At 69.8% G+C, this 19,204-nt stretch carries 22 protein-coding genes; 15 read left to right on the top strand and 7 right to left on the bottom strand.

The annotated features are described in order from the left end of the window. Nucleotides 1-23: 23 nt before the first annotated feature. Nucleotides 24-584: a hypothetical protein gene (locus V7E09_RS01385; RefSeq protein ID WP_324510261.1), complete on the bottom strand. Its 561-nt coding sequence runs from the start codon at nt 582-584 to the stop codon at nt 24-26. Nucleotides 585-662: 78 nt separating this feature from the next. Between V7E09_RS01385 and fdxA the strand changes: the two genes are divergently transcribed. Next, complete coding sequence (gene fdxA / locus V7E09_RS01390) at nt 663-983, top strand: ferredoxin (RefSeq protein ID WP_324510262.1); 321 nt, start codon at nt 663-665, stop codon at nt 981-983. After that, on the top strand, nt 980-2,080 hold the full coding sequence (gene dapC / locus V7E09_RS01395) for a succinyldiaminopimelate transaminase (protein ID WP_324510263.1): 1,101 nt from the start codon (nt 980-982) through the stop codon (nt 2,078-2,080). Before fdxA ends, dapC begins: the two co-directional genes overlap by 4 nt. Nucleotides 2,081-2,133: 53 nt before the next feature. Here dapC and V7E09_RS01400 read toward each other — a convergent pair whose 3' ends face one another. Genes V7E09_RS01400 through V7E09_RS01410 form a run of 3 tightly spaced genes read right to left on the bottom strand, consistent with a single transcriptional unit; the run spans nt 2,134 to nt 5,245 of the window. Further along, nucleotides 2,134-3,000 (bottom strand): hypothetical protein, encoded by an 867-nt coding sequence (locus V7E09_RS01400; RefSeq protein ID WP_324510264.1) that lies wholly within the window; start codon nt 2,998-3,000, stop codon nt 2,134-2,136. A gap of 7 nt (nt 3,001-3,007) precedes the next feature. Further along, nucleotides 3,008-3,946 (bottom strand): 2,3,4,5-tetrahydropyridine-2,6-dicarboxylate N-succinyltransferase, encoded by a 939-nt coding sequence (dapD, locus tag V7E09_RS01405; RefSeq protein WP_324522929.1) that lies wholly within the window; start codon nt 3,944-3,946, stop codon nt 3,008-3,010. 21 nt (nt 3,947-3,967) lie between these two features. Beyond that, a complete protein-coding gene (locus tag V7E09_RS01410) occupies nt 3,968-5,245 on the bottom strand; it encodes a hypothetical protein (RefSeq protein WP_324510266.1) in 1,278 nt (425 codons plus the stop codon). Nucleotides 5,246-5,308: 63 nt separating this feature from the next. Here V7E09_RS01410 and dapE point away from each other — a divergent pair, with 63 nt between their 5' ends. The 4 genes from dapE to V7E09_RS01430 are packed head-to-tail and all read left to right on the top strand — an operon-like array spanning nt 5,309 to nt 7,729. Then, nucleotides 5,309-6,364 (top strand): succinyl-diaminopimelate desuccinylase, encoded by a 1,056-nt coding sequence (dapE, locus tag V7E09_RS01415; protein WP_324510267.1) that lies wholly within the window; start codon nt 5,309-5,311, stop codon nt 6,362-6,364. 30 nt (nt 6,365-6,394) lie between these two features. Next, nucleotides 6,395-7,162 carry a TIGR00730 family Rossman fold protein gene (locus V7E09_RS01420; RefSeq protein WP_324510268.1) on the top strand — a complete coding sequence of 256 codons (768 nt, stop codon included), beginning with the start codon at nt 6,395-6,397 and terminating at the stop codon, nt 7,160-7,162. A 2-nt stretch (nt 7,163-7,164) separates the two neighbouring features. Beyond that, nucleotides 7,165-7,590 (top strand): DivIVA domain-containing protein, encoded by a 426-nt coding sequence (locus V7E09_RS01425; protein WP_324510269.1) that lies wholly within the window; start codon nt 7,165-7,167, stop codon nt 7,588-7,590. Beyond that, the gene (locus V7E09_RS01430) at nt 7,562-7,729 is read left to right on the top strand and encodes a DUF3117 domain-containing protein (protein ID WP_129458471.1); all 168 of its coding nucleotides are present in this window, start codon (nt 7,562-7,564) and stop codon (nt 7,727-7,729) included. The genes V7E09_RS01425 and V7E09_RS01430 overlap by 29 nt, the downstream gene beginning before the upstream one ends. 68 nt (nt 7,730-7,797) lie before the next feature. Here the strand turns inward: V7E09_RS01430 and V7E09_RS01435 are convergent, their stop codons facing one another. Beyond that, nucleotides 7,798-8,505 (bottom strand): FadR/GntR family transcriptional regulator, encoded by a 708-nt coding sequence (locus tag V7E09_RS01435; protein ID WP_324510270.1) that lies wholly within the window; start codon nt 8,503-8,505, stop codon nt 7,798-7,800. A gap of 146 nt (nt 8,506-8,651) precedes the next feature. Between V7E09_RS01435 and manD the strand changes: the two genes are divergently transcribed. The 4 genes from manD (at nt 8,652) to V7E09_RS01455 (ending at nt 12,463) form a co-directional block, all read left to right on the top strand. Continuing rightward, on the top strand, nt 8,652-9,866 hold the full coding sequence (manD, locus tag V7E09_RS01440) for a D-mannonate dehydratase ManD (protein WP_324510271.1): 1,215 nt from the start codon (nt 8,652-8,654) through the stop codon (nt 9,864-9,866). A 75-nt stretch (nt 9,867-9,941) separates the two neighbouring features. Beyond that, entirely contained in the window at nt 9,942-10,355 is a 414-nt protein-coding gene (locus V7E09_RS01445; RefSeq protein ID WP_324522930.1) for an alcohol dehydrogenase catalytic domain-containing protein, read from the top strand. Between the two features lie 24 nt (nt 10,356-10,379). Then, a complete protein-coding gene (locus V7E09_RS01450) occupies nt 10,380-10,961 on the top strand; it encodes a zinc-binding dehydrogenase (RefSeq protein WP_442956815.1) in 582 nt (193 codons plus the stop codon). A gap of 29 nt (nt 10,962-10,990) precedes the next feature. Beyond that, entirely contained in the window at nt 10,991-12,463 is a 1,473-nt protein-coding gene (locus V7E09_RS01455) for an MFS transporter (protein ID WP_324510274.1), read from the top strand. Between the two features lie 71 nt (nt 12,464-12,534). On the opposite strand, the gene glgA is transcribed toward V7E09_RS01455, so the two are convergent. Beyond that, nucleotides 12,535-13,734: a glycogen synthase gene (gene glgA / locus V7E09_RS01460; RefSeq protein WP_324522931.1), complete on the bottom strand. Its 1,200-nt coding sequence runs from the start codon at nt 13,732-13,734 to the stop codon at nt 12,535-12,537. A gap of 164 nt (nt 13,735-13,898) precedes the next feature. Here glgA and glgC point away from each other — a divergent pair, with 164 nt between their 5' ends. After that, on the top strand, nt 13,899-15,125 hold the full coding sequence (glgC, locus tag V7E09_RS01465) for a glucose-1-phosphate adenylyltransferase (RefSeq protein WP_324522932.1): 1,227 nt from the start codon (nt 13,899-13,901) through the stop codon (nt 15,123-15,125). Between the two features lie 81 nt (nt 15,126-15,206). Here the strand turns inward: glgC and V7E09_RS01470 are convergent, their stop codons facing one another. Then, nucleotides 15,207-15,854 carry an O-methyltransferase gene (locus tag V7E09_RS01470; protein WP_324510277.1) on the bottom strand — a complete coding sequence of 216 codons (648 nt, stop codon included), beginning with the start codon at nt 15,852-15,854 and terminating at the stop codon, nt 15,207-15,209. 59 nt (nt 15,855-15,913) lie between these two features. Here V7E09_RS01470 and dapA point away from each other — a divergent pair, with 59 nt between their 5' ends. From dapA to V7E09_RS01490, 4 genes are all read left to right on the top strand, one after another. Next, on the top strand, nt 15,914-16,795 hold the full coding sequence (dapA, locus tag V7E09_RS01475) for a 4-hydroxy-tetrahydrodipicolinate synthase (protein WP_324510278.1): 882 nt from the start codon (nt 15,914-15,916) through the stop codon (nt 16,793-16,795). Between the two features lie 25 nt (nt 16,796-16,820). Beyond that, nucleotides 16,821-17,225 carry a sec-independent translocase gene (locus V7E09_RS01480; protein ID WP_324510279.1) on the top strand — a complete coding sequence of 135 codons (405 nt, stop codon included), beginning with the start codon at nt 16,821-16,823 and terminating at the stop codon, nt 17,223-17,225. A 70-nt stretch (nt 17,226-17,295) separates the two neighbouring features. Next, nucleotides 17,296-18,555: a magnesium transporter MgtE N-terminal domain-containing protein gene (locus V7E09_RS01485; RefSeq protein ID WP_324510280.1), complete on the top strand. Its 1,260-nt coding sequence runs from the start codon at nt 17,296-17,298 to the stop codon at nt 18,553-18,555. Beyond that, entirely contained in the window at nt 18,542-19,114 is a 573-nt protein-coding gene (locus V7E09_RS01490) for a DUF1003 domain-containing protein (RefSeq protein ID WP_324510281.1), read from the top strand. The genes V7E09_RS01485 and V7E09_RS01490 overlap by 14 nt, the downstream gene beginning before the upstream one ends. The last annotated feature ends 90 nt before the right edge of the window (nt 19,115-19,204 follow it).

The raw sequence follows: 19,204 nt of genomic DNA on the forward strand, positions 1-19,204 counted from the left end.
CATGGTGGAGGCGTCGCAGCGGGTCAGAGCCGGGTGAAGCCGGCCTCGGTCAGGGCTTCGTCACCGATGCATGCGCCGGGCACTCGCACCTGGACGCTGCGGGCTCCCATCCGGGTCGCCCACCACGCCGCGGCCCGCCACGACGCCAGCGTTCCGCCTGCCACCGTCACCCATTCCCCCTCGGCGCGTGCGTCGGCGTCGGCGAAGGAGGCCGTGGGACCCCACGGCGGGACGGTGGCGGGGGGAGTGAGCCCGGCGAGCAGGTCGGTGATCCGCGCGACCCAGGGCGTGCCCGGGGCCTGGGCGCGTTCGGCGAGGGCGTCGAGGAGGTCGCGCGGCGTCGACTGCGGCCGGCGTCCGCGGGCGAGCGGGACGCGTCGCAGTGCCGCCACCTCGGCGTGGGAGGCGGTGTGGAGCGCGCCGCGCCGATCAATCAGCGTGAGCGTCTCGGGGGTGAGGTCGGTGACGAAGCCGAGCACCTCGGTGGGGGGTCGGTGCGGGCCGGTCACCAGAGCGCTGACGCGCTCGCCGGGCTGCAGCGGTGGGGTGAGGGCAGACACCGTCGAGGTGGCATCGTGTTGCATGGTTCCTCCCGACGCGAGTTGTAGAGTAAACCCGTCTTGTCTGACACGGGCAGTCACCAATCTAGGGGAGCAGTTTTCATGACCTACGTGATCACGTCACCGTGCGTCGACGTCAAGGATCTCGCGTGCGTGGAGGAGTGTCCGGTCGACTGCATCTACGAGGGCAACCGGATGCTGTACATCCAGCCCGACGAGTGCGTGGATTGCGGCGCCTGTGAGCCGGTGTGCCCGGTCGAGGCCATCTACTACGAGGACGACGTCCCCGCCGATCAGTCCGAGTACTACGACATCAACGTGAAGTTCTTCGACACGATCGGTTCGCCGGGCGGTGCCGCCCGTATGGGCAAGATCGACGGCGACCACCCGGCCATCGTCGCGCTCCCGCCGCAGGGCGAGTGAACCCCCCGCTGTCGGCGCGCCTGCCCGACTTCCCCTGGGACACCATCGCCGACGCGAAGGCACGCGCCCAGGCGCACCCCGACGGCCTGTGCGACCTGTCCGTGGGAACACCGGTCGACCCCGTCCCCGACGCCGCCGTGCAGACGCTGGCCGAGGCGGCCCCCGCGTGGGCCGGCTATCCGACGGTGTGGGGCACGGCGGCCCTGCGTGCCGCCATCCGCGGCTACGCGGAATCGCGCTGGCATGCGGTCGCGCTGCGCGACGACCAGGTCCTCCCGGTCGTGGGGACGAAGGAACTCGTCGCCGCGCTGCCGCTCCAACTCGGGATCGGGGCAGGCGACACGGTCGTCATCCCGGCCACCGCCTACCCGACCTACGAGGTGGGTGCCTTGATCGCCGGGGCGACGGTGCTGGCCACCGACGATCCCGCCGAGGCCGCGGCGGCCAGCCCCGCCCTGATCTGGATCAACTCCCCGGCCAACCCTCACGGTGCGATCCTCTCCCCCGACGCGTTGCGGGCGTGGGTGGACGCCGCGCGCTCGACCGGGGCGGCGCTGGCCTCCGACGAGTGCTACGGCGAGTTCGGCTGGGAGGCCGAACCCGTCTCCGTGCTGGATCCGGCGATCAACGGCGGCAGCCTGGAGGGCCTGATCGCCGCCTTCTCCCTGTCCAAGCGCAGCAATCTGGCCGGTTACCGGGCCGGGTTCCTCGTGGGGGACGCGCCGCTGATCGGCGAACTGCTCGCCGTCCGGAAGCACGCCGGGCTCATGGTGTCCGGGCCGGTGCAGGCGGTGATGGCGACGATGCTGGCCGACACCGACCATGTGACGGCCCAGCGGGAGCACTACCTGGCACGGCGGGCGGTGCTCAAACCCGCACTGGAGGCCGCGGGATTCCGGATCGACCACTCCGAGGGGTCGCTCTACTTGTGGGCCACCCGCGATGAGGACTGCCGCGCCACCGTCGACTGGCTGGCCGAGCGGGGGATTCTCGCGGCACCGGGAGACTTCTACGGTGAGGCCGGGCGTCGCCACGTCCGGATCGCCCTGACGGCCACCGATGAGCGGATTGCCGCCGCCGCGTCACGGCTCGTCTGACATCGACGACGCGCCTCCGCTCACCACGGTGAGCGGAGGCGCGATGGTCGCGCTCAGCGACTCGGGGTGGGCTGGGCTGCCTCGGGATAGGTGATCGTGACCCGGGTGTCGTTGGTGGGCTCCCCGGTCCACGAACCGGTGCTGGAGGCGTTCGGTGTCCAGCTTCGGCCGCCCACCTGGACGGTCGCCGCTCCGTAGTAGGCCGTGTTGCCCACCGCGATGTGCGCCGCCGACCAGGCGTCTCGGTTGGTGCGCGTCGCCACGGTCACCACGTTGCCTTCACGGGTCACCGTCGCTGAGGACGGCAGAGTCTTCGACAGGAACGTCGAGAGCCCCGCAGGGTCGGCCGTCGGCGGGTCCTTGACCAGACAGGTGAACGAGGCGGGAGTCTCCCCGGTTAGCGCGCTGGCCAGCCGGCGAGCGTTCTCGACGTGTCGGGTGTACCCGTTGGGGTGGCCGCTGCGCTGGACCGCCTGAGCGACATCGTTCACATCGCCGCTGTCCCACCCGTTGACCTTCACCAGCGCGTCGTAGAACTTCCCGGAGGCGTAGTAGGGATCCTGCACCTGGGCCTCCGATCCCCAGCCCTGCGAGGGACGCTGCTGAAACAGGCCGAGGGAATCGCGATCCCCGTAGTCGAGGTTGCGGATCCCCGACTCCTGGTAGACGGTCGCCAGAGCGATGGTGGACGCCCGCGGCACCAGCCCCCGCTGCGTGGCGACCCCCACGACGATGGTGGCATTGTGCGTTTGCTCAACATCCAGGGGGACCGACAGTTCCTGAACCTGCGCGATGCACTGGTCGGCCAGCGGCAGCGGTTCCTTCTTGTAGGAGTACAGCAGTGTCAGGCCCGCCAGGATCAGCACGGCCGTCAGCGCGGCGATCGCCAGTCCTGTGAAGACGCGTCCCCAGGCACCCATCTGCGGCTCAGTTGGCGTGGAGCGCCGCGTTGAGCTCGACGCTGCGCGCAGCGCGCGGCTTCACCGAGACGGCCCCGCTCTGGGAGTCCCGGTAGAACAGCCAGCCGCTGGTGCCCGACAGGTCGGACGCCTTCACGACGCTGCCGTCGGGGAGGGTGAGTTTCGTTCCGGCCGTGACGTAGAGCCCGGCCTCGACCACGCAGTCGTCGCCTAGCGAGATCCCGATGCCGCTGTTGGCGCCGAGCAGGCAGCGCTCCCCGAGGGATACCTGCTGCTTGCCGCCGCCCGACAGCGTCCCCATGATCGACGCTCCGCCGCCGACGTCGGATCCGTCGCCCACCACGACCCCGGCGGAGATCCGGCCCTCGACCATGGAGGTTCCCAGGGTGCCGGCGTTGAAGTTGACGAAGCCCTCATGCATGACCGTGGTGCCAGGAGCGAGGTGGGCGCCGAGCCGAACCCGGTCGGCGTCGCCGATGCGGACGCCGGAGGGGACGACGTAGTCGACCATCCGCGGGAACTTGTCGATCCCGAACACGGTGACGTGGCCGCGCTCGGCGCGTAGCAGGCAGCGGACCTCCTCGAAGTCGGCCACCGAGCACGGGCCCGCCGAAGTCCACACCACGTTCGGCAGGACGCCGAAGATGCCGTCGAGGTTGAGGGTGCGCGGCTGGGCCAGCCGCGTGCTGAGCAGGTGGAGGCGCAGGTAGGCGTCGGCCGTGTCCAGCGGTGCGGCGTCGAGATCGATCTCGACGAGGACGACGTCGACCCGGACGCGGCGGGTGTGGTCGTCGATGCGCGCGGTCAGCAGCGGTGCGGGGGTGTCGGCGCGCTCGGCCTCGGTCGGGTTCCCCAGCCGTGGCTGCGGGAACCACACGTCGAGGGTGTCGCCGGAATCGGTGATGGTGGCCAGTCCCCAGCCCCAGGCTGTGCGCGCAGACGTCATGCTCTCCAGCCTACCGGGGCCCTACGACCAGACGACGGCAAGCGGTTGCTGCCTGAGGTCCACCGTGTAGCCGCGATCGGCCTCCAGCCGCTGCGTCGCGTCGGTGCTGAGCCCGTTCTGGGTGACGGTCGCGGTGGCGTCCACCGACAGATGGATCCGGCCCGTGACCTGCAGGGTGGCGGGGTCGAGCGCGGGGGAGAAACCCGCCCACGGGTCGTTCGCCAGGGCGAACCGCACCGACCCGGGGGCGACTTCCACGTTGTCGGTCGCGACCCCGAAGGGGCAGTCCGCAGGCCGGGACTCGGTGGCGGCCAGGCACTCATCCAGCCGGCCCTTCACCGTGTCCAGCACCGTCTGGCGTCCCTCGGAACTCAGCGCCGCCGTGACGGTCAAGGCGGCCGGTTCGGAGTCGGGGGCGGTGAGCACGGCCGTGGTGTCACCTTCGGCGATCACGGTGGGGGAGGCGTGCGTGCCGACGGTGTAGCTGCCGGGAAAAACGGGATTGGTGGACTCGGTGACCGGCGCCGCGTTGACCGTCAAGCCGGTGGGAGCGCTCAGGGTCAGATCCGCGGTGCCATCGGCCAGTAGCCAGGAGGTGCGGCCGTCGCCGACGAGGAACAAGGTGGTGCTGACGTCTTGTCCGCCGATCTTGTAGGAGGCGGTGACGCTGGCGCTCGTGTCGCCGGTGAGGACGGGCGATGACACCACGATGTCGGTCAGCGGGGCGTTGTCCTGCGAGACCCGCAGCACCTCGCCGGTCAGCAGCACCTCGTTGGCCGGACGCTCCGCCAGGGTCGCCAACGCTGCCTGCGCGTCGGCGGCGGCGATCGATTGCAGGTACGTCGTGGCGGTGCCGGTGATCGCTCGTTCGCGATTGCTGGCGGTGATGGCGGATACCGCCCAGGCGATCCCCGCGATGAGCAGGATCGCCGCGAGGACGGCGACGGCGATGATCAGCGGCGTGCGGCGGGTCCGCGCGGGGGCGACGTCTGGCTCACGCTCGGCCGGATCGGTCACGACGGAGGCACCGCCGTCCGGCGCCGCGAAGGTGTCCGCGCTACGCGGATCGATGACACGGGTGGGCTCGGGCCCCGCCTCCAGCGCCGCGGTGTCGCCCCCCATCGGCGGCAGCACCGCCGTCTCGTCCTGGGTCGGGTCGAACACCGCCGTCGCATCGGCATGCGGGTCGAACGCGACAGTTCGCTCCTGCGGCGTCGGCGTCCCGGCCTGCGGGGCCTCGTCTGAGGGCAGCGGTTCGGTCGGCTCCCACTCGCTCGGGGTGGCCGGGGAGTGGCTCATGGCGTCCTCCTGTGTCGTGTGCCACCAGCCATGATGCCATGCAGGTCGCCTAGGCTGGCGGTCATGCCCCTGGACCTGCGCGCCGACCTCCCGGACCTTCTCGTCGCCGTGACCGACATCGAGTCGGTGAGCGGAAACGAGCGCGCCCTCGCCGATGCAGTCGAGTCCGCCCTCGCCGTCGCCCCGCACCTGGAGGTGATCCGTCACGGCGACGCCGTCGTGGCCCGGACCTCGCTGGGCCGCGCGTCGAGGGTGGTGATCGCCGGCCATCTCGACACCGTCCCGGTGGCCGGGAACCTGCCGTCGCGACGCGAGGGCGACCGGATCTACGGCCGGGGGACCGCCGACATGAAGGGCGGCGTCGCTGTCGCCTTGGCCGTGGCCGCGGCCACCCCGCATCCCCGCCACGACGTCACCTGGATCTTCTACGACAACGAGGAGGTCGAAGCGGTGCGCAACGGCCTGGGCCGCCTGGCCCGGGATCGTCCCGATCTGCTGGCGGGGGACTTCGCGGTGCTGATGGAGCCGACCGCAGCGCGAATCGAGGGTGGCTGCCAAGGCACGCTGCGGTGCGAGATCACCACGCGAGGGGTGGCCGCGCACTCGGCGCGCAGTTGGCTGGGCCACAACGCCATCCATGACGCATCGGGAGTGCTGGCAACGCTGGCCGCCTACGTTCCCCGCACCGTCGTGGTCGACGGTCTGGAGTACCGCGAGGGGCTCAACGCCGTGCGGATCGAGGGCGGCATCGCGGGCAACGTCGTGCCGGATCGCTGCACGGTGACGGTGAACTTCAGGTTCGCCCCCGATCGCAGCCTGGCCGAGGCCCAGGAGCACGTCGCGGAGGTGTTCGCCGGGCACGACCTGGTGTTCACCGACCTGTCCCCGGCCGCGCGGCCCGGGCTGGATCACCCTGCTGCCGCGGCGTTCGTCGCCGCGGTGGGCGGGGAGCCGCGCGCCAAGTACGGCTGGACGGACGTCGCGCGTTTCGCGGAGTTGGGCGTCCCGGCGGTGAACTTCGGGCCGGCTGACCCGGGCAAGGCGCACGCCGACGACGAGTTCTGCCCCGTGGCGGATCTGCACCAGGTCCACGACGCGCTGGTGCGCTGGCTGGCTTGAGGGCGAGGGACGCCCCGATACTCTGGCGAGGTGAAGAAGAAGCACAGGAAGGACTACCGCCAGCAGGGCCCGGTCATTCGGCGCGGCGATCAGGTGCAGTCCACGACCACCGACCAGCGGCTGCTGCAGGGCGGCCGGGGGAGCGACTGGCTGCACACCGATCCCTGGCGCGTGCTGCGGATCCAGGCCGAGTTCGTCGAGGGCTTCGGTGCGCTGGCCGAGCTGGGGCCGGCGGTCAGCGTCTTCGGATCTGCGCGCACCCCCAAGTCCGACCCCATGTACGAGGCGGCCGTCGAACTCGGAAGCCGGCTCGCCCAGGCCGGGTACGCGACGATCACGGGTGGTGGCCCCGGCATCATGGAGGCGGCCAACAAGGGGGCTGCGGAGGCGGGTGGCGTCTCGGTGGGACTCGGCATCGAGCTCCCGTTCGAGGACTCGCTGAACAAGTGGGTCAGCCTCGGTATCAACTTCCGGTACTTCTTCGTGCGCAAGGTGATGTTCCTGAAGTATGCCCAGGGCTTTGTGGTGATGCCGGGCGGATTCGGCACCCTCGATGAGTTGTTCGAGTCGCTGACGCTGGTCCAGACGCGCAAAATGACCCGCTTCCCGATCGTGTTGTTCGGGTCGGCGTACTGGTCGGGGTTGGTGGACTGGCTCAAGGAGCGCATGCTTGCCGACGGCTACATCGGGGAGGCCGATCTGGGCCTGATCCACGTCGTGGACGACGTCGACCACGCCGTCGAGATCATCGTGGAGGACGCGCGCAACGGCGGTCACTCCCGCACGCGGGGTGAGTGAGCATGGAGTGGTTCCTGTGGGGCATGGTCGTGGTGATCCTCGGCCTGGCCTCGCTTGTGGCGGCGGGCCGGCTGGGCGGGATGCCTGCGGTCGCCGTGCACGACTCCCCGGTGCCGGAGCTCCCGGAGCGGCCCCTGACCGGGGATGACCTGCGGGTGCTGCGGTTCGCGGTGGCGCCGCGCGGCTACTCGATGGCGCAGGTCGACGATCTGCTGGATCGCCTCGCGGGGCAGCTCGACGGGCCGGCCCCTGCCGGACGCCGACTGCTGCCACCGACGGAGGGCGTCGGCGGTTCGGACGAGCAGGAACCGGGTATCCGCCGTTCGGTCGGGAGAGATTCGTCCGGGTCTGCGACAATGGACGAGAACGTGAGCTGGCAGCCAGGAAATGAGGGAGAACATGGCAGCAATGAAGCCCCGCACGGGTGAAGGCCCCATCGAGGTGGCCAAGGAGTCGCGCGTGATCGCGATGCGGATCCCCGCGGACGGCGGCGGTCGCCTCGTCATCGAGCTCAATGCGACGGAGGCGGCGGAACTGCTCGAGGCGCTGAAGGGCGTCGTCGGCTGACCCTCTGAGAACACACCACCCCAGCAACGGCCCCGGAGCGCACGCTCCGGGGCCGTTCGCCGTGAGGGTCAGACCTTGCGCCCGAGGGCCCCGACCTCGAGGTGGACCCAGGAGAGCTGGTGCCGGGATGCGGACTCGGCCGCCTCGGGATCCTGGGCGTGAATGGCCTCGGCGATGAGCAGGTGGTCGTTCACGGCGTCCAGTTCGGGCCAGACGGGGTGCAGGCCGTGGACGGCGCGGCCCTGCAGGACGTCGGCGACCATGCCGCGCATCGCGTAGAGCATCTCGTTACCGGACGCCTCCAGCAGCAGCCCGTGGAAGCGGATGTCGGAGTCCAGGTACTCGGGGATGCGTCCCAGCCCGCGCTCGGCCAGCGAGACCAGGATCGCGCCGAGCTCGAGCAGTTCGGCGGCCTGACCGTCGGTGCGGTGCGAGGCGGCGAGGCGGGCGGCCCGCGGCTCGATCGCCTCGCGGACGTCGGTGAGCGACTCGATCTGCGCGAGTCGGTCCTCCCCGGCGAGGCGCCAGGCAATGATCTCGGGGCTGAGCACGTGCCAGGCGTGACGCGGTTGAATCGTCACGCCCGCCCGGCGGCGGGTCTCGACCATCCCTAGGGCGGCGAGCGTCTTGACCGCGTCGCGAGCGACGGTGCGGGAGACGCCGTGGGCCTCCTCGATGTCGGACAGCGTCAGCCGTTGCCCGGGTTCGTAGCGGCCAGAGACGATGGCGAACCCGAGGTCGTTGACGACCGCATCGTAGATGGCCGCTGCCGGCACGTCTGGCTCCTTTGTCGAGATGTCTGGGCGACAGCCTACGCGTTGACGCTGGTACTACGTTTCACTTATAGTGCTACCAATAGCGCTCAACGGTGACGCTGGCGGCATAGCCACCAGGGTGACCCTGACCAGGAGAGAGGACTCCGGTGGCCGACCGAATCGAACGTGTAGAGGTGCTGGTAGCCAGCCCCACCCGCAACTATGTGACCCTGCGGGTGACCACGGCGGACGGGATCGTGGGACTGGGGGACGCGACCGTGAACGGCCGCGAGCTCTCGGTCGCTTCCTACCTGCGCGATCACGTCGCGCCCTTGCTGATCGGGGTGGACCCGAACCGCATCGAGGACACCTGGCAGTACCTCTACCGGGGCGTCTACTGGCGTCGCGGCCCCGTGACGATGGCCGCCATCGGCGCCGTCGACATGGCCCTGTGGGACATCCTCGGCAAGCGGACCAACCAGCCCGTCTACCAACTGCTCGGCGGCCGCGTCCGCGACGGCATTCCGTACTACAGCCACGCCTTCGGCTGGGACATCCCCGCCCTGCTCGACTCGGTGCGCGAGCACCAGGAACGCGGCGAGACGTTCATCCGAGTCCAGTCCGGCGTCCCCGGCCTCGACAAGGTCTACGGCGTCTCCAAGGACCCCAACTACGAGCCCGCCGGCCGCGGCGCGCGCCCCAGCGAGGAGCACTTCGATCCCGGCGCCTACATGCGGCACCTGCCCAAGGTGCTGACTGCGGTCCGCGAACTGGTGGGTCCCGACGTCAAGCTGCTCCACGACGCCCACCACCGGCTCACCCCCATCCAGGGCGCCCGGCTGGCCAAGTCGGTGGAGGAATTCGATCTGTTCTGGCTCGAAGACGTGACCCCCGCCGAGGACCAGGAGGCCTTCCGGATCGTGCGCAACGCCTCCACCACGCCGCTTGCGGTGGGCGAGGTGTTCAACAGCATCTGGGACTGCCAGCGCCTCATCGAGGAGCGCCTCATCGACTACATCCGCACCGCGGTCGTCCACGCCGGTGGCATCAGCCACTCGCGCAAGATCTTCGCCCTCGCCGAGGTGCACGGCGTCAAGGCGGGCCCGCACGGCCCCTCCGACGTCTCCCCGATCGCGCTGGCCGCGTCCATTCACATGGCGGCGGCCACCCACAACTGGGGCGTGCAGGAGTACATGGGCTATCCGGCGCTGGTGCATGAGGCGTTCCCGCACGCCTGGTCTGCGAGCGACGGCATGCTCCAGCCCGGCGACGCGCCCGGTCTCGGCGTCGACATCGACGAGGACATTTTGTCCACCTCGCCGTACGTGCCCGCCTACCTGCCGACCGCTCGCACCCTCGATGGTGCCGTGCTCGATTGGTGATCGTCCCTCGGCGCGGCCCGCGGGCCGCGCCGAGGCCCTCCTGAGTGAGAAATCCCCTCCGAAGAAAGAAGCGCCATGAAGGCCTTGAAGATTCTGGGACCCGAGGAACTCGTCGTCGAGGACCTCCCCCTGTCCGAACCCGCCGACGACGAGGTTCGCGTCCGCATGCAGTACGGCGGCATCTGCGGCTCCGACCTCCACTACTACTTCCTGGGCCGCAACGGGGCCTTCGAGGTCACCGAGCCCTTCACCCCCGGGCACGAGATGTCCGGGGTCGTCGACCTGGATCCGTCGGGGACGTGGGCTCCCGGCACGCCCGTCACGATTGCCCCCGCCACCTTCGGCACGCCGCAGCGCGGCATCGAGGACCGCCGCCACCTGTGGCCCGGCGGCACCTACCTGGGCAGCGCCTCCACCCATCCGCACACCCAAGGCGGCATGCAGGAGTACCGCACCGTCAAGAACTTCATGATCCGGGCCCTGCCCTAGGGACTGTCGGTCCAAGACGCCGCCCTGGCCGAACCGCTCGCGGTCGCCCTCCACGCCATCGCGATCGCCGGCGGCGTGCAGGACCAGCGGGTCCTCGTCGCGGGCTGCGGGCCCATCGGCCTGTGCGTCGTCGCCGGCGCACTCGCCGGGGGAGCGGAGCGGGTCGACGTCACCGATGTGCTGTCGGGGCCGCTCGGCCGCGCTACCGCGCTGGGGGCCAGCACCGCCTACGTCGCCGGAACTGACGCGGTCCCCGCCGAGGAATACGACGTCGTCTTCGAGTGCTCGGGGGCGGCCCCCTCGATCACCACCGCGATGAAGGCGGTCCGCAAGGCGGGCACCGTCACGCAGGTCGGGATGCTCCCCGACGAGAACATCGGCGTCAACCTCGCCTCCTTCGTCAGCAAGGAGGTCACCTACAAGGCGACCTTCCGGTTCGACGACGAGATCGACGCCGCCATCACGACGCTGGCGCAGAACCCCGCCATCGCGTCGATCATCACCACCCATGTCATTCCCGCGCAGCGAGCCGTGGACGCCTTTGCCGTCGCCAAGGACTCGCAGGTCTCGGGCAAGGTCGTCGTGTCGCTGTGGCTCGACGAGTGATCCAACCCTTCACGAGAAAGACAACCGCAATGGCACGCAATGAGGCATTGGCCGCGGACCCGGCTCAGCAGCGCACCGTAGGTGATCTCGCCCGCGCAGCCGTGTCCGGCTGGCTGGGCACCGCCCTGGAGTTCATGGACTTCCAGCTCTACTCGCTGGCGGCTGCGCTGGTCTTCCAGACCATCTTCTTCCCCACCGACGCCCCCGGCATGGCCATCATCTTGGCGATGGCCACCTACGGCGTGGGCTACATCAGCCGCCCGCTGGGCGCCTGGTACTTCGGGCACCTCGGCGACAAGATCGGCCGTCGGAAGGTGTTGTTCTACACGATCTTGCTGATGGGCGCCTCCACCACGCTGATCGGCGCACTGCCCACCTACCATCAGGTCGGCGTCCTGGCGCCCATCCTGCTGGTCGTGCTCCGTCTGGCCCAGGGCTTCGGCGCGGGCGCGGAGATCGCGGGCGCCTCCGTCATGCTGACCGAGTACGCGCCGCGCCGCCGCCGGGGCCTCGTCGGCTCCCTGGTCGCGCTGGGCACCAACTCCGGGACGCTGGGCGCCTCCGCCATTTGGGGCGTCCTGGTCGCCACCCTGTCCCACGACGACATCGTCGCCTGGGGCTGGCGCATCCCGTTCCTGGCCTCGGTGCTCATCATGATCTTCGCGGTGTGGGTCCGGTTCAACCTCAAGGAGTCCCCGGTCTTCGAGGCCCGCGCCGATGTGGTCGACGGCGTTGCCGTGTCCAACGAGGAACTCAGCGAGGTCGTCGCCGCTCAGGGCAGCAACGTGCTGGCCGAGGGGCTGTCGGAGCGCAAGGGTCGCGCGTTCTTCGAGTCGTTCTTCCTGCGGTTCGGCCAGGCCGGCAACTCCGGCATGGTGCAGACCTACCTGATCTCCTACATCACCGCGACGCTGCTGCTCGCGCCGAGCGTCGGCACCAGCGTCGTGATCGCCTCCTCGCTCGTCGGCTTCATCACCGTCCCGCTGGTCGGTTTCCTGTCCGACAAGGTCGGCCGCAAGCTGATGTACATCGTGATGACGTCCATCTCGCTGGTCTTGGTGTTCCCGATGATCTGGATGATCGCGACCGCGCAGGTCAACGCGGTGTTCGCGGGCTACATCATCATGCACCAGACCTCCGTGCTGGCCCTGGCCTCCCTGGAGAACCTGACCATGGCCGAGATCTTCGGTGCCCGTCACCGCTACACGCAGATGGCGCTGGCCAAGGAGATCGCCGCGATCATCGCCACGGGTGTTGGACCGGTCGTGGCCGCGGCCCTCGTCGTGGGCACCGGCGGCTCGTGGTGGCCGATCGCGATCATGATCGCGATCTTCACCGCCCTGTCCCTGGGGGCTGCGATCGTGATGCCGGAGGTCGCCGGACGCGACCTCACCCTGCTCACCGACAGCAAGCCCGGTGAGGCCATCATCGGGCCGTTCGCCCGCCGCGAGCGGATCAAGCTCGGCCTTCCCGTCGACGACGAGGCGCTCCTGGTGAAGTGACGGCGGTCGCAGACCGCACGACGAGGGCCCCGGAACTCCAGTTCCGGGGCCCTCGGCTCGTGCGGGTGTGCTCAGGTGGCGCTGCGGGCGCCGTGGCGGGTGATCGCGGCGCGATACACCTCGACGGTCTCGGCGGCGATCTGAGCCCAGCTGAACTCGTCGATGCACCGCTGCCGACCCGCCACCCCCATCGCGGCAGCGCGGGCGGGGTCGCGGGTGAGTTCGTTGATGCGGGTCGCGAACTGGGCCTCGAAGTCGGCGACGTAGGCGGCGTCGGTGGCCCGCTCGGGGTCGTAGGGAACCAGCAGGCCGGTGACGCCGTCGGCGACCACCTCGGGGATACCGCCGACCGCGGAGGCCACCACGGCGGTCTCACACGCCATGGCTTCGAGGTTGACGATGCCGAGCGGCTCGTAGATCGACGGGCAGGCGAACACCGTCGCAGCAGTGTTGACCTGCCTGACGTCGGCGCGCGGCAGCATCTCCTCCACCCAGAACACCCGACCGGGGCGTTCGGCCTGCAGGCGGGCGAACTCGGCATGGAACTCCGCGGCGATCTCGGGGGTGTCGGGGGCGCCCGCCAGCAGAAGCAAGGTGGTGTCGGGGTCCAGCGCGCGTGCGGCCCGCACCAGGTGGATGAGCCCCTTCTGCCGGGTGATGCGGCCCACGAACACCACGATCGGCTGGTCCTGGGGAACGCCGAGGCGGTCCAGGACGCCGGTGTCGTGATCGGGACGGAACTCGTCGGTGTCGATCCCGTTCTTCACGACGTGGATCTTCTCCCGGTCCACGAACGGGTAGGCGCGCGTGATGTTGCCGATCATCGCCTCCGAGACGGCGATGACGGCATCGGCCTCGGCGAACGCCGTCTTCTCGATCCAGCTCGAGACGCGATACCCGCCGCCGAGCTGCTCGACCTTCCACGGCCGGTCCGGCTCGAGGCTGTGCGCGGTGACCACCAGCGGTACGTCCTGGAGGCGGCCACCGACGATGCCTGCGAACTGTGCGTACCAGGTGTGGGCGTGGATGACGTCCACCGGGGGAATCGCGGCGGCCATGGCGACGTCCGTGCCCAGCGTCCGCAGGGCCGCGTTGGCGCCCGCGGGAAACGTCTCAGGGTGAGCGGTCGCGCCTTCTCGCGGCTCGCCCATCGCCTGCACGTCGACGAGGTCGGTGATAGCCGCGAGCTGCGGGACCAGCTGCGCAACGTGGACGCCCGCGCCCCCGTAGATCGTGGGCGGGTACTCGCGGGTGAGGATCGAAACGCGCATGTGCACGATGGTGGCATACGTGCGGCGTCCGGGGGCGCCGAAGCGGTCCGCGAAGACCCGGATGTGACGTGCAGGTGGACGCGGAGGCAACGGTCCTGAGACGAAATGGGACAGTCGGCCTCCGCGTTCCCCATGGGGGGCCCGCGTGGCCTAGGTTTAGCACCATGAGCGATCGACCGAATGTCCTGTCGATTGTCCTGGCAGGTGGAGAAGGCAAGCGTCTGATGCCGCTCACCGCCGACCGGGCCAAGCCGGCCGTGCCCTTTGGGGGCACCTACCGCCTCATCGACTTCGTGCTGTCCAATCTGGCGAACTCGGGGCTGACCAAAATTGCCGTTCTGACGCAGTACAAGTCCCACTCCCTCGACAAGCACCTCGCGCAGACGTGGCGCATGTCGACGCTGCTGGGCAGCTACGTCACGTCGGTGCCCGCGCAACAGCGCACGGGCAAGCAGTGGTTCAGCGGGAGCGCGGACGCCATCTTCCAGTCGATGAACCTGATCAACGACGAGGATCCCGACTACGTGGTGGTGTTCGGGGCGGACAACATCTACCGGATGGACGTCGCCGACATGCTGCGCGCCCACATCGATTCGGGGGCCGAGGCCACGATCGCAGGCATCCGCGTACCGCGTGCGGAGGCGTCAGCCTTCGGGATCATCGATGCGGGTGGGGACACCGTCATCGACGCCTTCCTGGAGAAGCCCAGCAACCCGCCGGGGCTGGTCGACAGCCCGCAGGAGTCCTACGCGTCGATGGGCAACTACATCTTCACGCGCAAGGCGTTCGTGGAGGCGCTGCGGGCCGACGCCGAGGACGAGGGCTCCATGCACGACATGGGCGGGAACATCATCCCGTCGTTCGTGGACAAGCAACAGGCTCACGTGTACGACTTCACTCGGCAGTCGGTGCCCGGCGCCACGGAGAAGGACCGCAACTACTGGCGGGACGTGGGCACGATCGACGCCTATCACGCCGCCCACATGGATCTCGTCAACGTGGTGCCGGAGTTCAACCTGTACAACCGCCGGTGGCCCATCTTCACCTCCCAGCCGCAGGCGCCGGGGGCGAAGTTCACGCTGCGCGGCACCGCCGAGGACTCCATCGTCTCTTCGGGCTGCATCATTTCCGGCGGAGACGTCGACCGGTCTGTGCTCTCGCCCAACGTGGTCGTCGACAAGTGGGCCAAGGTCGAGGAGTCGATCATCCTGACCGGGGCCCGGGTCGGTCGCAACGCGGTCGTCCGACGCGCGATCCTGGACAAGAACGTGGTGGTCGAGGACGGTGCCGAGGTCGGCGTCGATCTGGACCACGATCGAGCCCGCGGCTTCCACGTCTCCGAGGCGGGCATCACGGTTCTGAGCAAGGGTGACCGCGTCCACGCCGAGTGAACCTGGTCCGCGTCCGATGACGCACGACGCCGCCCCACGCAGCAGCGCGGGGCGGCGTCGGCCGTTACGGGGAGGGGACCCTCAGGCGCGGCGGCCCACCAGCAGCCCGTCGCCCACAGGCAGCAGCACCGGGGAGAGGTCGTCGGAGTCGGCCACCGCCGCGAGCGCCTCGCGCATGATGACGGTGTCGTCGTCTTCGTTGCTCGCGTCCGCGACCCGGCCGCCGGACAGGGCGTGGTAGATGACCAGCAGCCCGCCGGGGCGCAACAGCCGCAGCGCCTCCTCCACATACTCGACGGCCTCCAGCGGGTCGGCGTCGACGAAGACGAGGTCGTAGGCGCCGTCGCTGAGCTTGGGCAGCACCTGCAGGGCTGCCCCGGCGATGAGGCGGGCGCGGCGGGCGGGAATGCCGGCGTCGGTCAGGATGCGGCGTGCTGCGGCCTGGTGCTCCGGCTCGGTGTCGATGGAGGTGAGCGTGCCGTCGGCCATGCCGGCGAGCAGCGCCAGGGAGGCGACGCCGGCGCCCGTGCCGACCTCGACGACCGTGCGGGCGTCGATGCTGCTGGCCAAGAAGGTCAGCAGGGTCGCGGTGCCGGGGGAGATGGCCCCGATCCCGAGGCTCTGCGCGGCGGTGCGGGCCGTGGCTGCCGCTGCGGACTCGGGCACGAACGCTTCGGCGTACGCCGAAGCGGCGGTGTGGGGGATGCTGGGCGTCGGCGCTGCGTTCACGAGGCCACACTAGCGCTCGGCGGCCGGAGGGCCCCCTGGATGTGCCTAGACTGTCCCCTATGGCCCCGCAACCTTTCGGGCGACTCATCACGGCCATGGTGACGCCCTTCACGTCCGACGGCTCGCTCGACCTCGATGAGTCCCGCCGCCTCGCCGCCTACCTCGTCGACGAACAGGGCAACGATGCCTTGGTGATCAACGGTACGACGGGTGAGTCGCCGACCACCGACGACGATGAGAAGAAGGCCCTCCTGAAGGCGGTTGTGGCCGAGGTCGGGGACCGCGCCCAGGTGATCGCGGGCGTCGGCACCAACGAGACCGCCGCCACCATCAAGCGCTGCCGCGATGCCGTGGAGGCCGGTGCGAACGGCGTGCTGGTGGTGACGCCCTACTACTCCAAGCCGCCGTCGGACGCCTTGCTGGAGCACTTCGTCATGGTCGCCGATTCCACCGACCTGCCGGTGATGCTGTACGACATCCCGAGCCGTTCGGGCATTCCGATCCCCGAGGAGGTGCTGATCGAGCTGGATCGGCATCCCACGATCGTCGCCGTGAAGGACGCGAAGGGCGACCTGGTCAGCTCCGCGCGCGTCATGGCGTCCACCGACCTGGCCTACTATTCCGGCGACGACGCTGTCACGCTCCCGCTGCTTTCGGTGGGCGCCGTCGGGCTGGTCGGCACGTCGACGCACTTCACCGGCGCCGCGACGAAGGAGTGGCTGACGCTGTGGGATGAGGGCGCCACCCGTGAGGCGCTGGATCTGTACCGCCGGCTGCTCCCCGTCTACACCGGCGTGTTCGCGACCCAGGGGTGCATGCTCGTCAAGGCGGCGCTGGCCGCCCGCGGGTTCACCACGCAGACCCTGCGTCGACCGTTGAAGCCGGCGAGTTCGTCCCAGGCCCGCACCTTCATCCAGGTTCTGGAAGCCGCCGGGTTGTGAGCGGGCGCCGCGGGTAGGGGCGGTCGTGGACTTCAACATGGTGGAGATCGTCCTGCTGGGCGGTCTGGCGATCATCATCTTCGGGCCTGAGAAGCTGCCCGAGCTGGCCCGCAAGGCGGCCCGGGTCCTGGCCTACCTGCGCAAGATCAGCGAGGACGCCCGCGGACAGCTCCGTGAGGAACTGGGGCCTGAGTTCGACAACTTCTCCCTGGCGGATCTGAACCCGAAGACCCTGGTGGCCAAACACCTGCTCTCGGGGGAGGAGGTCGCCGACTTCCGCGAGATGCGCGATGACGCCCTGGCCACGGGCCAACTCGTCAAGGACGCCGTGGGGGAGGCCTCCGGTTCGACGTCCGGCGTGCCGTCCGGCGCGGGCGCCCCGGTTGCGGCGGCCCCGCGGAGCGTCCCGTTCGACCCCGAGGCCACCTGAGCTGGCGCGGTTTCCCCCTCGGTGTTGACCCGTTCAACTGGCGTTGGTGACCGTGCGCTAGCCTTCGCCCGTGAGTGGATCCGCCTCCTCGATCTTCGTGTCGCGCATCAGGGGCCTGCCGATTCTGGACGCCAGCGGCGACCAGGTGGGCAAGGTGCGCGATGTCGTCGTGCAGAATCGATCGAATGCTCGACCTCCCCGGGTGAAAGGCCTGGTGGTTGAGCTGTTGAGGCTGAGACGCGTGTTCTTGCCGATGGAGCGCGTCCACTCCATCGACGCGCAGCAGGTGATCATCTCCGGCGTGGTGAACACGGTCGTGTTCCAGCGTCGCGACCTGGAGCGCCTGGTGGATGCCGACCTGTTCGACAAGCGGGTCGACCGCCCCGGGGAGAAGCCGGCCACCATCTTCGATGTGGCGATCCAGCAGACTCGCAATCATGCGTGGGAGGTCAGCGAGGTCGCGCTGAAGGAGAGCACGGGGCGTCCGTTCAGCCGCGGCCACGTGGTGGTGGTCGACTGGAACGAGGTTCCCGACTACTTCGCGGACTCCCCGCAGGGCACCGACCAGGTCGTGGCCCAGTTGGCCGAGATGAAGCCGGCCGACGTCGCCCGGGAACTGCACGAGATGAGCCCGGAGCGTCGCGCCGAGGTGGTCTCCGCCCTGGAGGACGACGTCCTCGCCGAGGCGCTGGAGGAACTGCCCGAGAGCGAGCAGGTGAGCCTCATCCGCTCACTCGACACCGAGCGCGCCGCGGACGTGCTGGAGGAGATGGACCCGGACGACGCCGCCGACCTGATCGCGGAGCTCACCCCCGAGCTCGCCGAGACGATCCTGCAGCAGATGGAGCCCGAGGACGCCGAGGATGTCCGGACGCTGCTCAACTACGATGCCGCGACGGCGGGCGGTCTGATGACGCCGGAACCGGTGATCCTGGGCCCCGACGAGACGGTCGCGGACTGCCTGGCGAAGCTCCGGCAGGAGGAGGTGACGCCCGCGCTGTCGGCGCTGGCGTTCTTGTGCCGGCCGCCACTGGATACGCCGACGGGCCGCTACGTGGGGGCGGTTCACATCCAGCGGCTGCTGCGGGAGCCGCCTTCGACGCTGGCGGCGAACCTGGTCGACGCGTCGATCACGCCGCTGCGACCTGACAACAGCGTCGCTCAGGTGAGTCGCTATTTCGCGACCTACGACCTGGTGTGCGCGCCTGTCGTCGATGAGAAGGGCCGCCTGCTGGGGGCGGTCACCGTCGACGATGTGCTGGACCACATCCTGCCCGCCGACTGGCGCGGGCTTCAGCTAGCGGAGGGGGCTGATGATGGCAGCCGGTGATCGACTCAACACTCCGGGGCGCAACCGCTCCTGGCTGCCGCGGATGCGGCTGCCCGATGATGCCTTCGGCAGCTTCGCCGAGACGTTCGCCCGATTCATGGGCACGGCCCAGTTCATCTTGTGGATGACCGTCTTCATCATCGCCTGGATCGTGGTCAATCGGTTCAACTCCGACATCTTGGGCGACCCGTTCCCGTTCATCTTCTTGACCCTGCTGCTGTCGCTGCAGGCCTCCTACTCGGCGCCGCTGATCCTGCTCGCGCAGAATCGGTCGGAGGCCCGCGAGCGGGTCAGCATGGAACACGACCGCCAGGTCGCCTCCCAGAGCCGGGCCGACATGGACTTCCTGGCGCGGGAGATCGCCGCGTTGCGGATCCGGATCAACGACATGCCCACCCGGGATTTCCTGCGCAGCGAACTGCGCGACCTGGTGGAGGAGCTGGAGCGCGAGGACGAGGAGCGGGACGCGAACCCGCCGGAGGAGTCGCACGACGAGCCGGCGTCGTCGCAGGTCGGCCCCGCGACGGACGACATCGAGTCCGGTCCGCGGGGTTCCTGAGACGGCACGCGACGGGAGGGTGCCGGTGCGGCTGCCCTAGACTGGGGGCATGTCTGCCGTCAGCCTCAACGAAGCCGTGTGGGACGCCCT

It is taken from the genome of Propioniciclava sp. (assembly GCF_036744435.1).
GTDB lineage: Bacteria > Actinomycetota > Actinomycetes > Propionibacteriales > Propionibacteriaceae > Propioniciclava.